Genomic DNA, 15,728 nt, shown 5'->3' with positions numbered 1-15,728 from the left:
TGTTTTTGGGACGTTATAAAACCATATCCCTATACGGAATAACGGTTTTAAAACCTTTTGTTTCAAAATAAGATTTAGGGTTCCCGTTTGACGTAGCTAGAATAAAATCACCACCCCAAGCCCCTAAGCTTTTTACAGCACCATTAAAGTCATTGAACAGAAGTTGTTTGATTGGTTTCTGCTTGATTTGTGTAGCTATCAGATTTTCATGGCTTGTAATGAGTTTGTCAAATTCATTCAAGGATTCACAAATAATCATTTTGTTAGTAATATCACTGATTTCCGATATGAACATTTTGGATTCTTTTGTTTGTGACCGATACATAGCAATGCCATCACGAGAGTTTTGTTTTTTATTGAGGTAAACAAAATACAAATGGTCACTAAAAGACGGATGAAATCGAACTTGATTAACCGAACGGCCATACTCGTTTATTTGATAGCTTATGGGGTAGTTATGTTGTGCGCAAGCAATATCATATCCACTTCCACCAAAGGTGTTTTCTAAAAGACTATAGGCATCTACTTGGGCCCATGACGCTATATTATTTATTAAGGTTGATGAGGTTCCCAAGCCCCAGTTTTTTGGAAATGTTAATTGGGTTGAAACGTTAAACCCTTTGTTTTCGCCTAAAAAATCAGGATTAAGTTGTTTGGCTGTGTTTAAAATTTGAACAAGCTTATTATAGGTTTCGTCATGCTGAACTTGTTTCAACATCACATCTTGAATTATTTCAAAAACATCTTGAAACCAAACGGCGTTGTTCTCATCAAAACTGGTCCAAATAAGCTGTTGCTCATCAATTGGTTCAATGGTCAATGATTGTCCGTAAGTTGTTGGTACTGCAAGAGACAAGGCACCATCTAGCACGGCATACTCACCCGTTAGCAATAATTTTCCGTTGCTATAAAAAGTTTTGGTTTTCACGGATTGGTTCTTAACTTTTTTAAGGCATCAACAACGGCACTATGCGAAACCGTATGGGTTTTAAAATAGTTTATAATGGATGCTTTTTCATCATCAGTGGCTTGAAATTGATTGAGAATATTCAACAAGTGCATCTTCATGTGCCCTTTTTGAATACCTGTGGTAGTGAGAGAACGTAAGGCCGCAAAATTTTGTGCCAATCCGGCAACAGCCACAATTTGCATGAGTTCTTTTGCCGATGGATTATGAAGCAATTCCAAGGCTATTTTAACCAATGGATGTAATCCGGTAAGGCCTCCAACGGTGCCAAGCGCTAACGGAATTTCCATCCAAAAGGTAAACATTCCGTTTTCAATCTTAGCATGCGTTAAGCTGCTGTATTTTCCGCCTTTTGAGGCATATGCATGTACGCCAGCTTCAACAGCCCTGAAATCGTTCCCAGTGGCCAATACAACCGCATCAATACCATTCATGATGCCTTTATTGTGCGTGACGGCACGGTAAGGCTCTACTTCGGCAATATTAACTGCTTGTACAAATTTTGAAGCAAATTCCTCAGGTGATATATCGTCGTCTTCATTTAAGTCTTCAACAGGGCAACTGACTTCTGCGCGCACCAAACAATCAGGCACATAGTTTGATAAAATGCTCATAACAATTTGAATATCCTGTTCTTCAGCAGTAAAGTCCTTATACAGTAAAACTTCTTGTTTGAATGTTTTGGCAAATTGCTCCAAACAGGAATTGATGAAGTTGGCACCCATGGCATCAAGCGTTTCGAACGATGTGTGCAGTTGGTAATAGCCTTTTATATCCTTTGTTTTGTCTCTTAAAGTAATGTCCAAAATACCACCGCCACGTTGTTCCATGTTTTTTGTAATGGGTTTGGCGTCTTGAAACAGTTTGGGTTTTACATCTTTAAAAAAAGCCTCTAACGTGTCTGGGTTGCCATGATACATAAAGTGAACTTGACCTATTTTTGTGGTTGAGATTACTTGGGTTTTAAATCCACCACGATCCAACCAAAATTTAGCAGCCTTACTTGCAGCCGCAACCACCGAGCTTTCTTCAATGGCCATTGGGATGGTATATACTTTTCCGTTAATCAAAAAATTTGGAGCGACTCCAAGCGGCAAATAATAATTTGAAATGGTATTTTCTATAAACTCATCATGCAGCTGTTGGATTTTCTCATCAATATGCCAATACTGCTCTAAAATACGTTTAGCCTCTTGACCGTTTGAAAAGTAGGTGTTTACAATCCAATCAATTTTTTTTGATTTGGATAGCTTGGAAAAACCAGAGATGGATTTGCTCATTAAATGCTCATTTTAAAGGACAAAAGTACATGATTTTTTTCGTTTAGAAATTAACAAAAACTAAATGGAAAATTTATGGACTAACGGAGTGATTACTGAAGTAAAACTAAATTTTGTATTTTTTTAATGTAAAATTTAGTTTTTTACAGAAGAAATATACTATAACTTGTTTTTAAATAAATCAAATGTCTTTTGATGTTAAAAACAAAAGATATTTAACTGTTAATAATTAGGGTTTTTTGCGGTTTTTTTAGTAAACTTGAAAACTTTTATTGAAAAAGCAATAATTATCTAAAAATGACATGATTTATATAATTTGGCTTATAAAATATTTAAATAACTAAATGGTTATTAGAATGAAAATAAGCTAAATATGTAAACTTGGTATAAATAAACTCTAATTTATGGCTAGCACAACACTAAAACCACATCAAAAAGAACTTTTTGGACAACCAGTAGGCTTATACATTTTATTTTTTACCGAAATGTGGGAGCGTTTTTCATATTATGGCATGAGGGCCATTCTTGTTTTATATTTAGTTCAGTCAACATCAGATACTAACTCAGGATTAGGATGGAGCAATGGTGAAGCTTTAGCATTATATGGTTGGTATACAATGCTTGTTTACGTTGCATCAATTCCAGGAGGCTGGATAGCAGACAACATATTAGGACAAAAAAAATCGGTTTTATACGGTGGTATATTATTGGTTGCAGGGCATAGTATTTTGGCTGTGGAACAAATGTGGGCATTTTATACTGGTCTAGGGTTAATTATTGCGGGTGTTGGTATGTTAAAACCTAATATTTCAACTATGGTTGGAGGTCTTTATAAACAAGGTGACATTAGACGCGATAAAGGCTTTACCATATTTTATATAGGAATTAACGTTGGCGCATTTTTATCAGGTTTAATTGTTGGTTATGTGGGTGAAGTCCATGGTTGGCATTATGGTTTTGGTTTAGCCGGAATAGGGATGGCTTTAGGTTTGATCCAATACCTTTTTGGTCAAAAATATTTGCAACACGTTGGGAACTTTTTAGGGGAATCAAAAAACGAGGAAGAGAAAGTTTCCATGAAAAAACCTTTGACCAAAATTGAAAAAGATAGAGTGGTCGTTCTGTTTATTTCCTTTTTGTTGGTCATTGTTTTTTGGGGCGCTTTTGAGCAAGCCGGCGGATTAATGAATATTTACACATCAGAAAAAACAAATAGAATGTTGCTGGGCTGGGAAATTCCCGCTTCCTGGTTTCAATCACTTAACTCTATGTTCATTATATTTTTGGGAACAGCAGTTGCTGGTTATTGGGCCAAAAGAAAATTAAAAGGAAAGGTAGCTACATCGTTATTTAAAATGATTGTAGGTTTGATTATCATGGGGTCTGGCTTCTTTTTTATGACAGCCGCCGCCGCTCAGTATGAATCAACGGGTTCTTCTGCGATGTATTGGCTTGTATTGGCTTATTTATTCCATACAGTTGGTGAATTGTGTCTTTCGCCAGTGGCATTATCTTATATTACAAAATTGGCGCCTGTAAAATATGCCTCATTAATGATGGGTATTTATTTTGCGGTGACTGGTTTAGGAAATAAAATAGCAGGCCTATTGGGAGAAGCGTCCCAAAGTTTAGGCGAATATGCTATTTTCACAGGAATAGCTGTTTTTTGCATTGTATTTGCATTACTGGTCATGGCATTCAGGAAAAAACTCGAAGCCTTGACCCATGGAGCCGAAGATGATGAACATGAAATGCATGAAGTAGCTTAATCGTATCAATTATAAAAACAAGTTTATTCCTTTTTTAAATTAATTACCATGGCAGAAAACTCAACGGATCAATATTTCAAAAATAATGTTCTTGGACATCCAGCAGGCCTATTCGTGTTATTTTTTACCGAGATGTGGGAACGTTTCTCATTTTATGGTATGCGGGTATTGTTGGTTAATTTCTTAACCTTTGCAGTTATAGGGTCCAATCCGGGATGGGGCTGGTCAGCTGAAAATGCTGGTGCTTTATTTGGTACCTATGCCATGCTACTTTATATTACGCCTATAGTTGGTGGTATAATAGCAGACAAGATTACGGGGTATCGTTGGGCTGTTGTTATAGGGTCCTTGATTATGGCATCAGGTCACGCCTGTATGGCCATGGAAACAGAATTCACATTGTATTTAGGGCTAGGGCTTTTGGTGATAGGAACTGGGTTTTTTAAACCTAATATTACATCTATCATTTCAGAAATGTATAAACACAGTTCAGAAAAAAAGGATGGCGCCTATACCATTTTTTATATGGGTGTTAATGCTGGTGCTTTTTTTGGCATGATGCTTTGTGGGTATTTAGCAGAGAAAATAGGATGGTCCTACGGTTTTGGTTTAGCTGGAGTATTTATGCTTTTAGGAACATTACAATTTTGGTTGTCCGGTAACCTATTTGGTAATATTGGAAAAAGGCCGACCAAGGTCCATGAGGTTGAGGATATACAGGATGCTGATAATAGAATAGCAGAAATTAATGAAGAAAAAGAAACTGAAAAGGAAAACCCATTTACAACTTTAGATAAGATTTTAATAGGAGTTTCTTCAGTTATAGGTTTAGGATATGCCATTAACGATCCAATGTCAAAAATTGCCAATATTGATATGTTTTCTTATTTCCAAGTAGGGGAATTTGAGGGGCAATATGTTGTAGTGCTAGTTGCGTTGGCTTTGTTTTTATTTTTGGTTATAGGTAGAATTTTAAGGTATACTGCTATTGTAAGGGACAGAATGCTCGCTTTTATAATTTTTGCATTTTTTACAGTATTCTTTTGGTTATCTTTTGAACAGGGAGCTTCATCTTTAGTGTTGTTTGCTCGTGATAACGTTGATCGTGTTTTAACGGGCGAATCAGCCCTTGTTTTTAACATTGCCAATGCATTGTTAACGGTTATTCCATTAATGATTATTACCTATGTTTTATATGATTTGTGGCGGAAAACATTTAAAATAATACCGTATTCCAATATCGTTTTAGCTATTTGTTTTTTATGTATGTGGGGAATAGTTGGATGGATGTTAAATAGAGAGTTTTCTGCTGATGTTTCTGAAATAACAGTATCTTGGTTCAGCATCCTTAATTCGTTTTTCATTATTGTTTTTGCGTCATTTTTCTCTAAATGGTTTGAAAGCAAATACAATCCTTCTGCTGCCGCAAAATATGCCTTAGGTTTGATAATTATGGCCATAGGCTTTGGTCTGTTGGCATTTGGAGCTTATGGCATTCATGAAGGTGTTAAGGTTAGTATGTTGTGGCTAATTTTAGCTTATTTATTCCATACACTTGGTGAATTGTGTTTGTCACCTGTAGGCCTTTCATACGTTAGTAAATTGGTTCCTGCAAGAATGATAGCGTTAATGTTTGGTATGTGGTATTTGGCCATTGCTATAGGAAATAAATTGGCTGCTGTATTAGGTGGTCAAATTGAGAATATCACTAAGGAATATAGCCTATCTACTTTTTTCTTGATTTTCACTATTGTTCCAATTACGGCAGGATTGATAATATTTGCTTTAAATCCTATGCTCAAAAAATTGATGCATGGTGTCCGTTAATCGAAAAAACAGTTAAAAAAAATTATAAATGCTCCAATCTTGGAGCATTTTTTGTAAGTTCGATATTAGTTTTGCAACAAATAAAACCATGAAAAAGATCGTATTATTATTTATTTTGACCGGAATGGTCTCAATGTCGGGTTTTTCCCAAGAAGAACTAACTTGGCATACCGATATGAACAAAGCTTTTGATATAGCTGTCAAGGAAAACAAACCCATTTTAATGTTTTTTACCGGTTCAGATTGGTGCGGTTGGTGCAAAAGATTGCAAAATGAGGTTTTAACAACATCTGATTTTAAAAAATGGGCAAAAGATAAAGTGGTATTGGTTGAGTTGGATTTTCCAAGAAGAACGCCACAAGAGGAAAGCATCAAAATCCAGAATTATCAATTGCAAAGCATGTTTAATGTGAGGGGTTATCCAACCATATTTTTTGTTGACCCAGAAAAGACACCAGAAGGTAAAAAGAATTTAAAAACACTTGGAAGTACAGGTTATGTGCGTGGAGGAGCCGAAAAATGGTTGGAAGTGGCCAATAAAATTGTAAATGTCAATTAACATTTTGGATATCAATAGTAAAAGCTCCCTTTTCAGCTGTGGCGTGAAAAGGGATTTTTGTTTTAAGGCAAGTTGATTTCCAACGTTCAACAACGGATTTGTAATTACTGCCGTCTGCAATAATGTAAGCAGGATGTATGGAATCTATCAACCGATTTAGATTGATTTTAGGCGAATTTCTTAGCAGCACATAATCGGGCATAAATGTTTTTACATGGTAAACACCCAAACTATCAATCACCAAAAGTTTTTTGTTTCCTAATAGATATAGGTTGTTTAATGTGTCTTCTTTAATGTGTTCAATGAAGTTGTCAACCTTATAATCTGAAATAATATTGGCATTATTTTCAATGGAGTCACTAAGGTCACTGGCAACAATCATGTTGTTTTTCAGTACATGTCCTAGCAAGGTGTGCCTGCTTTTTTGAAACACCAAAAATTGATTATTTGGTCTTTCTAAATTAGTGTAAATCAATGTGCATTGGCCTAATATGACGGCAACAGCTAGCAAAACAAGTCTTCTGTAATTTCTTTTAATCATAAACCTTACCAGTGTTATGATAAAAAAGTAAGTCACAACAACACACAAAAAGTTAAACGGAATATCTTTAAAAAGAAATGGTTCTTGTTTCGCTACCCAATCAACAATAGTGTTCATTACATTAATGGAGCCTCCAAACAGAAATACTAAAAAATGCGGTAGTATTTTCAATACAGCCATTAGAATGACAAGAATGCCAAATCCTAAAATGATTCCTAAGACAGGAATTATGAGCAGGTTTGTTAAAAAAAATAGGGCAGGAAATTGGTGGAAATAGTATAAACTAAGAGGAAGAATTCCCAATTGTGCCGAAATGGTGATGGTGAGTGTATGCCAATATACTTTAGTTAGCCAATATTTTGGTTTCCATAATTTATATAAATACGGGTCAATGCTTACAATGGCAAATACAGCCATATAACTTAACTGAAAGCCTACATCAAAGATAAAAAGTGGCTTAAACAATAGAATTATAAATATGGAGATGGCCAATGTATTATAAATATTGGTTGGACGTTTTAAGTTCATGCCAATAGTCACTATGCTGAACATGGTGACGGCTCTGGTAACTGATGCTGAAAGTCCTGCAATAATGGCAAAACTCCACAGAATGAATAGCAGTAGGATGGTTTTTATGAACAGGCCATAGCGCAATTTTTCCAAGGGTTTAAAAAGAAAGTTCAAGATGATTAAAATAATACCAATATGTAATCCAGAAATGGCCAAAATATGAATGGCTCCGGCATTTGCATAATTGGTATAAACATCTTCACTAATGTTTTGCCGTTGCCCCAATAGTAGCGCATTGATAATAGCCAACTCATCAGGTTTAAAGGAATAAGTCTTGAGCCTTTGGTTTATATATTCCCTAATGTTGTTGGCAATTCCCAACAAGGTTTGTTGATTGGATTTAAACTTTAAAAGTTCGTTTCTTGAAGCAAATAACTGATGGTAAATATATCTTTTCCCCAGATAGTTTTTATAATTAAACTGGCCGGGGTTTAAAGGAGGTGTAATGGGTTTAAAAGTCGTTTTTGTAATATAGATATCATCAACATTTAAAGTGTTTTGGGTAGAATCTTTTGGAATGTTTAATATGGATTTTCCTGAAACTGAATGCTCATCTGTTTTTAAAACATCGACAATGTATGTATCGTAATAGGTATTGGGTTTTAAGACTTCCCTAACTCTAAAAGTAATTGTTTCTGGAGTGTTGCTATCTTTAGAAATAAAATGTGAATAATGGTTTGCAAAGTTTTTTGGGTTATGTATGGAAACCGTCCAAATTCCTATTGAAACGGTGGTCACTAACGCCATAATTCCAAACCAAATGGTTTTTACAAATTGTTGCCTGGCAATAAAAAACGTTATGGTTAGAGTAGCTAATAGTAATCCTAGTAAGTAACTAATATTTTCAAAAGGAAAAGCGTACAGATAACCTATAATAATTCCTGCTATGAGGCAAATAGTTAACTTAACAAACGGAAAATTAAAAAGCTTCATTTGAGAAATGTCCATTATTAAAATTGACAACTTAACCAAAATGTTTATCAAGGACATTACATCTGACCTCTAAAACAATAAGTTAAAGAGATGAAAGATAACAAATATCTTTATAATATTCTGCGAGCTTCTACAAATGAAAAATACCAATAGCGTTCTGCTAATGATGAAATGATGACACCCAGACTGGTTGAAGCGTGGATAAACTCAACATTTCCTGGGAGAGCCGTTACTACCATACCAACATGGCTAATGGCATTATGTTTGCCATTGGTTTTAAAGAACAATAAATCGCCAACTTTCACCTGTTCCAAGGGAATCGGTTCGCCTTCTTTTGCCATATTCCTTGAAATTCTTGGTAAGTCAATATCATAAGCTTTAAAGGATGTATAAACCAATCCGGAACAATCCATGCCTTTTTTTGTGGTGCCACCATACTTATACCTTACACCTTCAAACTGCTTGGCATAATCAACAATATTTAAAGCCAGATTATTTGAGGGTTTAGCGTTAGGCTCATCATTTAAAGGATATGATGAAGCGTGTGCTGTTTTTATGGGGTTTACATCATTGGTATGAATGATTACTTTAGAAGAGGTGGTTTTGTCTGTTATGGCATGTTTTGAAGATCCACATCCCATTAGCGCAAGGCAAGCAATTGCAGAAAATATAATGGGTGTTTTCTTCATTAATAAGTTAAGCTTTAAGCGCCTTAAAAATCAATTTAGCTGTTTTTTCACTAGCACCTTTACCACCCAATTTTTTTTCTAATTCGTAATAATTAATAAAAAATTTGGTGCGTTCATATGGGTCTAAAATAATATCCAATTCCCGTTTTAGATTTTTAGAATTGAACTCATTTTGAATCAGTTCTTTAACAACTTCCTTATCCATTATCAAGTTCACCAATGAAATAAATTTAAGCGTAATGATGCGCTTGGCAATTTGATAAGAAATGGCGCTCCCTTTATAGCAAACCACTTGTGGTATTTTAAACAAGGCAGTTTCTAAGGTTGCCGTGCCCGAAGTCACCAAAGCGGCAGTGGATACACTTAACAAGTCGTAGGTTTTATTGGCAATAAATTTAACGTTTGAGGCTTTTATAAACGGCTGATAGAACTCAAAATCCTGACTGGGAGCTCCAGCAATTACAAATTGGTAATCAGGATAGAAATCCACTAAACTCAACATAACAGAAAGCATGTTCTTAATTTCTTGTTTTCGGCTGCCTGGCAATAGGGCAATAATGGGCTTTCCACTCAGTTGGTGTTCTGCCCTAAACTCGTATTCATCTACTTGGGTTCGGTCTGCTATGGCATCAATTAACGGATGCCCAACAAATGTCACCTTGTAGTCATATTTTTTATAGAATGCCTCAACAAAAGGCAAGATTACAAACATGGCATCAATATCGCGTTTTATGGCTTTTACCCTGCCTGCTCTGGATGCCCAAACCTGTGGTGAAATATAATAATTGGTCCTGAATTTATGTTGTTTGGCCCATTTGGCTATGCGCAAGTTAAATCCTGAATTATCAATAAAGATGATAACATCTGGGTTAAACTCCAGAATGTCACGTTTACAAAAAGCGATATCCTTATATATTTTTGAAAGGTTCAGAATCACTTCAGCAAAACCCATGAAAGCTCTTTCTTTGTAATGTTTTACCAATGTTCCGCCAACCTGTTGCATAAGGTCTCCGCCCCAAAACCTAAATTGAGCATTGACATCTTGTTTGAGCAATGCTTTCATAAGGTTTGAACCATGTAAATCGCCCGAAGCTTCTCCAGCTATGATATAATAATTCATTTATGGGTTACATTAAAACAGTTTGAATACAAATGTAAATACTGCAACCAAAACCGTGATAAGCAATACACCACGTGCTCTGTAATCTTGTTTCTTTTTAATAAAGACAAAAAATGCCAATAGATTAAGAATAGCGCCCAAACTAATAAGCTTGCCTAAAAATCCTTCAGCTGCCGCCGCTTTAATGACAGTTATAAAACCATCCCCGTTTCCTAATAATAAGGTTGCTAAAAATAAGCCTATGGTGTTGGCAATCAATCCAACAATCATTCCTATAACAATATCTTTTTTCATTTATGCTGAATTTATTTCAGTGTCATTTAAATTCCAGGTATTTAAGTTTTGAATACAATGATGGGCCGTTAAGTCAAACTGTACAGGAACCACAGAAACATACCCATGCTCCAAAGCCCATTCATCAGTATCTTCACCATGATCTAAATTAACAAATTTTCCAGTAAGCCAAAAATAATCCCTTCCTTGGGGATTTTTGCGTTTGTCAAACTCCTCAACCCAATTGGCTCGTGCCTGACGACATATTTTAATACCTTTTATTTTAGGAATATCTGGGATGTTTACATTAAGTACAACGCCATTGGGAAGACCGTTTTTCAAGACATTTTCTGTAATAGTTTTTACATACTGTTTAGAGGCATTAAAATCAGCGCTCCATTTATAATTCAACAGCGAAAACCCAATTGCGGGAATGCCTTCAATACCGGCTTCAATGGCAGCACTCATGGTTCCAGAGTAAATCACGTTTATAGATGAATTGGAGCCATGGTTAATGCCAGAAACGCAAAGATCTGGCTTTCTGTCCAAAACCTCCCTAATGCCAAGTTTTACACAATCGGCCGGTGTACCGGAACAGCTATATTCAAGTTGCTTTTCATTGTCTAAAACAACACGTTCAACATACAATGTGGAATCTATTGTAATGGCATGTCCCATGCCGCTTTGAGGACTGTCTGGGGCAACCACCACAACATCACCAATCTCATTCATGACATCTATCAGTGTTCGTATGCCCGGTGCATTGATGCCGTCATCATTGGTTACTAAAATAAGCGGTTTTTCTTTCATAATTCGTTATAAAACATCGCTAAAATACATAATTTCCATTGTAATAGATCAATTTCTTTGGTTTAACAAAAAATTAGTATATATTGGCTTTAATGGCATGGTTTTTTCTTTATTTTAGTAGAAAAATTACCATTCATTTTTACAGTACAACCTCTAAATTTAAAACAATAGAGATTGACAAACACTTTTGCAAACACTATGAAAAACATTATGAAAAGAAACTATAAAGCATTATTGTTGTTGTTATTACTGGCATTTGCATCCTGTAGTTTTACAACAAAAACGTTTGCTGACCCCGATAAAGACAAGCTTTTGGTTCAAGTTGTTACGTATGTTTTACAACAATTACATTTTGATCCAGTCGATTTTAACGATGCATTTTCCAAAGAATTGTTTTCAGATTACATAGAAAACCTTGACCCTGTTAAACGCTATTTTTACCAGTCTGATATTGATGATTTCAAAAAGTTTGAAACCAATATTGACGACCAGCTAAAGGTTTATGACATAACTTTTTTCAATGTAACGTATGACCGCATGATTAAACGCATTGAGGAAGCCAAACAAATTTATAAAGAAGTTCTATCGGAGCCATTTGATTTTTCAAAAGATGAAACTTTTAATACTGACTATGAGCATGTAGGGTATGTTAAGACCAAAAAGGAAATGAAAGAACGATGGAGACAACAGTTGAAATTCTCTACGCTTTCCAATTATGATGATATTTATACTGAAGAAAAACAGGCTAAAGAAAAAGACCCCTCATATGTCATGAAGTCTGAAAAGGAAATTGAAAAAGAAGCCAGGGAATCTACCTTAAAATCCATTAATATCTATTTTAATGATTATTTTGATGATTTACAGCGTGACGACTGGTTTTCAATTTATGTGAATACCATTGTAGAAGAGTTTGACCCACACACCTACTATTTGGCACCTAGAAACAAAGAAGAATTTGACATGAAAATGTCTGGAAAATTGGAAGGAATAGGAGCTAGGTTACAAAAACGAAATGATTACATTAAGATTGTGGAGTTAATATCAGGTGGTCCTGCTTGGAGAAGCAATGAGCTTGAAGTTGAAGATGTTATTTTAAAAGTAAAACAAGAAAATGAGCAGTACCCAGTTAATATTGTGGGTATGCGAATCAATGATGCTATAGAATACATTAAAGGTCCCAAAGGAACCAAAGTAACGTTGACCATTAAAAAAGTTGATGGAACAATTAAGGATGTAACGCTTACACGTGATGTTATTGAACTTCAGGAAACCTATGCAAAAGCTTCTATAGTAAAGAAAGGCGATATGACATTTGGGGTTATAGATTTGCCTAGTTTTTATTTGGATTTTAATAATTATAAAAAATTAAATGCCGCTACCGATGTGAAAAAAGAAATAGAGCAGATGAAAACCCAGGGTATTGAAGGCTTGGTTCTAGATTTGCGTAATAACGGCGGAGGCTCTTTGCCAGCAGTGGTAGATATGGCCGGATTGTTTATTAAGGATGGACCCGTTGTACAGGTGCGCTCAACTGGCGAACCAAAGCATGTTCTGGAAGACAGGGATAAATCCATAACCTGGGATGGCCCTTTAGTGATTTTGGTCAATGAACTATCAGCATCTGCCTCAGAAATCATGTCTGCTGCCATGCAAGATTATAAACGTGCCATTATTATAGGTAGTAAACAAACCTATGGAAAAGGTACCGTTCAAAATGTACTGGATTTAAATAACTGGGTTAGAAATAACACCAGTGGCGATTTAGGCGCACTTGCCCTAACAACCCAAAAATACTATAGAATCAATGGTGGTTCCGTGCAGTTGGAAGGTGTGAAAAGTGATGTGGTGGTTCCAGATAGATATAGTTATATTGATGTAGGCGAAAAAGATAAACCAAATCCATTACCATGGGATGAGATTGATGCCGCCAATTACTCAACTTGGAATAATTATCTTGATTATGATGAAACCATTAAAAAAAGCAAAGAGCGCATGAGCAAAAATGCGCAATTAAAACTTATTGATGAAAACGCCAAGTGGGTTAAAAGTAAGATAGATGATAAAATAGTTCCTTTGAATTATAAAAAATACAAGGAAGAAATGAATTTAAATGATAAAGAGGCTGAACGTTTTGAACCTATTGGAGATTACAAAACAAATTTAACCTTTGAGTCACCAAATTATGAAAAAGAACTCTTTGCTAAGGACACCACCGATTTAAAGGAAAAACGGGATCGTTGGCACCAAAGTTTAAGTAAAGATGTTTATATTGAAGAAGCCATCAATGTGCTTCAAGATTTAAAAACATCAAATAACATTAAAAAAGTGGCAACAGTTAAAGACTAAATAAATTATATGAGTACCCATTCGCACTCATTAAAACAATTAGCGCTCCAAAAGTTTAAAAAGAACTTCTGGGGCGTTTTTAGTTTCTATTTCATTGTTCTGGTGGGGTTCATATCCATATTTGCCTATGTAATAGCACCAGATAATTCCCAGTACGCAAACCAAATGCATTTGTCAATCCATTCTAAAAAACCAGGATTTAAAGTAGATATGCTAATCATCCCATCTCAATTAAATTCCAATCAATCTACTTTTGATAAGGTGTTTTTTGGGAAGAAAAACCCAGATACTGAAATCCCAATATCAGCATATAGCGTTAAAAATAATGCGCTCATATATACCGAATACGCATCAGATGGCTTAAAAGGAGCGGAAAAGTCAATAGACATAAAGCAGGATGATGCGTTGGGTCCTTTTGTGAAAAGCAAAACATTTTATTGGGGAACCGATAAATATGGGCGTGATTTATTGAGCCGGATATTGGTTGGTGCCAGAATTTCATTTTTTATTGGTTTTGTAGCCGTTTTTATTTCGTTGGTTATTGGCATTTTTATGGGTAGCCTAGCGGGTTATTTTGGTGGTAAGGTAGATGCCGTGATTATGTGGATTATCAATGTGACTTGGTCTATTCCTACTTTATTATTGGTGATAGCCATTACATTGGCATTGGGCAAGGGCTTTTGGCAAGTGTTTATAGCTGTTGGTCTGACCATGTGGGTTGAAGTGGCCAGAGTGGTACGCGGACAAATAATGAGTGTCAAGGAACTGCAATATGTTACGGCGGCCAGAGCTTTGGGCTTTGGCAATTTTAGAATCATAACCAAACATATTCTGCCCAATATTATGGCGCCAGTCATCGTGATTTCCGCGGCCAATTTTGCAGCGGCTATTTTAATAGAAAGCGGACTTAGTTTTTTAGGTATTGGTGCGCAACCACCCATGGCCAGTTGGGGCGCCATGATAAAAGACCACTATAATTATATTATTTTAGGAAAACCGTATTTGGCTATTATTCCCGGGCTGTGTATCATGGCTTTGGTTATGGCGTTTATGTTGATTGGCAATGCCCTACGTGATGCGCTGGATGTAAAGAGTTAGGTTGTTTTTTGGGTGTTTGTTTGCCAATCTTATTTTATTACACACATCTTTGTTAGCTCCAGTTTTTATATGTTTTTTTATATTCAGTTAATATTTCAAATGGAACATCGTATACATTGAATGAAATTTTTTTTCCTTTGTTTTGATAGTTGTAATAAACTTTTATTTGATTAGTTTCAGTCTTTTTATTTTCAGTGAATAATTCAATATTTTCAATTGAATTTGTTAGCTCATCTTTTTGTTTGCGGTAAACAAATTTTTGGAATTCTATAATATGATGTGAAAGTTCATTCATTAAAGGGATTAAGTCTAATTCATTCCCGTAATCTTTTATTTCATTAAAGACTTTTGCTCCGAATAAATCCTTTTCCTTGAGAAGAAGCTTTTTGTTCAAAAGTAGTTTTGCAGTATGTTCACTTTTTTCAGGATTTTCAATATTAAATTTAATGTCAAAATTTATTACTTCGAGTGGAAATCCTAAGTGAACTGAATAATTTCTTAATTTGTATAAGAAGCGATATGCGAATGAATTGTCATAAATTTTATTCGTTAATAGCACGAATTCATTCGCTTGACTTGATGTTTTTCCGTATTTCCTTTTTAAATAAAACTCTGCATTATCTAAGAAAAATTTAAAAGACATTAATGAGTTTAAAATTAGTTTATTGGCAAACATTACAAAATGTATGTTTGTTGAAATGCTAAAATCCATTTTGTCAGCTGGAACATTACTCCATTTTTCAATAAAATCAAAGTAATCTTTCAGATTCAGTTGAAGGTTTTTGAAAACCACGAATTGAGTATAAGCATCTTTTAAAATTGAACAATCAGATTTTAATAATTCAAAGGCTTCTTTATTAATTGTCTTAAATGGCTCAAATGAATTGTTTTCAAAAGTTGATAATCTTATCACAGGGTTTGAATTCAAAGTGTTTCTAACAGAAGG

13 protein-coding genes are annotated in these 15,728 nt (G+C 35.1%); 5 read left to right on the top strand and 8 right to left on the bottom strand.

Features of this window, described 5'->3' with window-relative positions; translation table 11 throughout:
- Window positions 1-13 precede the first annotated feature (13 nt).
- The gene (locus IEW94_RS07040; protein WP_188651429.1) at window positions 14-928 is read right to left on the bottom strand and encodes a GYDIA family GHMP kinase; all 915 of its coding nucleotides are present in this window, start codon (window positions 926-928) and stop codon (window positions 14-16) included.
- Window positions 925-2,247, bottom strand: a complete 1,323-nt coding sequence (locus IEW94_RS07035; protein WP_188651428.1) for a hydroxymethylglutaryl-CoA reductase, degradative — start codon at window positions 2,245-2,247, stop codon at window positions 925-927. The genes IEW94_RS07040 and IEW94_RS07035 overlap by 4 nt, the downstream gene beginning before the upstream one ends.
- A gap of 404 nt (window positions 2,248-2,651) precedes the next feature.
- On the opposite strand from IEW94_RS07035, the gene IEW94_RS07030 reads away from it, so the two are divergent.
- The 3 genes from IEW94_RS07030 to IEW94_RS07020 all read left to right on the top strand — a co-directional run bounded on the left by IEW94_RS07030 (window position 2,652) and on the right by IEW94_RS07020 (window position 6,402).
- Window positions 2,652-4,016, top strand: a complete 1,365-nt coding sequence (locus IEW94_RS07030) for a peptide MFS transporter (protein WP_188651426.1) — start codon at window positions 2,652-2,654, stop codon at window positions 4,014-4,016.
- Window positions 4,017-4,064: 48 nt separating this feature from the next.
- The gene (locus IEW94_RS07025) at window positions 4,065-5,843 is read left to right on the top strand and encodes a peptide MFS transporter (RefSeq protein ID WP_188651424.1); all 1,779 of its coding nucleotides are present in this window, start codon (window positions 4,065-4,067) and stop codon (window positions 5,841-5,843) included.
- Window positions 5,844-5,931: 88 nt separating this feature from the next.
- The gene (locus tag IEW94_RS07020; RefSeq protein WP_188651422.1) at window positions 5,932-6,402 is read left to right on the top strand and encodes a thioredoxin family protein; all 471 of its coding nucleotides are present in this window, start codon (window positions 5,932-5,934) and stop codon (window positions 6,400-6,402) included.
- Here IEW94_RS07020 and IEW94_RS07015 read toward each other — a convergent pair.
- From IEW94_RS07015 to surE, 5 genes are all read right to left on the bottom strand, one after another.
- Complete coding sequence (locus IEW94_RS07015) at window positions 6,395-8,446, bottom strand: ComEC/Rec2 family competence protein (RefSeq protein WP_188652181.1); 2,052 nt, start codon at window positions 8,444-8,446, stop codon at window positions 6,395-6,397. The two genes, IEW94_RS07020 and IEW94_RS07015, sit on opposite strands and share 8 nt — an antisense overlap.
- Window positions 8,447-8,556: 110 nt before the next feature.
- Window positions 8,557-9,135, bottom strand: a complete 579-nt coding sequence (locus tag IEW94_RS07010) for a C40 family peptidase (protein WP_229669477.1) — start codon at window positions 9,133-9,135, stop codon at window positions 8,557-8,559.
- A 7-nt stretch (window positions 9,136-9,142) separates the two neighbouring features.
- Window positions 9,143-10,255, bottom strand: coding sequence for a lipid-A-disaccharide synthase (gene lpxB / locus IEW94_RS07005; RefSeq protein WP_188651420.1), 1,113 nt, complete (start codon window positions 10,253-10,255; stop codon window positions 9,143-9,145).
- 12 nt (window positions 10,256-10,267) lie between these two features.
- Entirely contained in the window at window positions 10,268-10,549 is a 282-nt protein-coding gene (locus tag IEW94_RS07000) for a hypothetical protein (RefSeq protein ID WP_188651418.1), read from the bottom strand.
- Window positions 10,550-11,338: a 5'/3'-nucleotidase SurE gene (gene surE, locus IEW94_RS06995; protein WP_188651416.1), complete on the bottom strand. Its 789-nt coding sequence runs from the start codon at window positions 11,336-11,338 to the stop codon at window positions 10,550-10,552.
- A 210-nt stretch (window positions 11,339-11,548) separates the two neighbouring features.
- Here surE and IEW94_RS06990 point away from each other — a divergent pair, with 210 nt between their 5' ends.
- Together IEW94_RS06990 and IEW94_RS06985 are read left to right on the top strand one after the other, a co-directional pair.
- Entirely contained in the window at window positions 11,549-13,684 is a 2,136-nt protein-coding gene (locus IEW94_RS06990) for a carboxy terminal-processing peptidase (protein WP_188651414.1), read from the top strand.
- A gap of 9 nt (window positions 13,685-13,693) precedes the next feature.
- Window positions 13,694-14,782, top strand: coding sequence for an ABC transporter permease (locus tag IEW94_RS06985; protein ID WP_188651412.1), 1,089 nt, complete (start codon window positions 13,694-13,696; stop codon window positions 14,780-14,782).
- Between the two features lie 52 nt (window positions 14,783-14,834).
- Here the strand turns inward: IEW94_RS06985 and IEW94_RS06980 are convergent, their stop codons facing one another.
- On the bottom strand, window positions 14,835-15,695 hold the full coding sequence (locus IEW94_RS06980) for a hypothetical protein (RefSeq protein ID WP_188651410.1): 861 nt from the start codon (window positions 15,693-15,695) through the stop codon (window positions 14,835-14,837).
- Window positions 15,696-15,728 lie beyond the last annotated feature (33 nt).

Source organism: Yeosuana aromativorans (assembly GCF_014646655.1).
Classification (GTDB): Bacteria; Bacteroidota; Bacteroidia; order Flavobacteriales; family Flavobacteriaceae; genus Yeosuana; species Yeosuana aromativorans.
The sequence above is the reverse complement of the archived record's forward strand: the minus strand, read 5'-3'. Positions and strand labels throughout refer to the sequence as shown.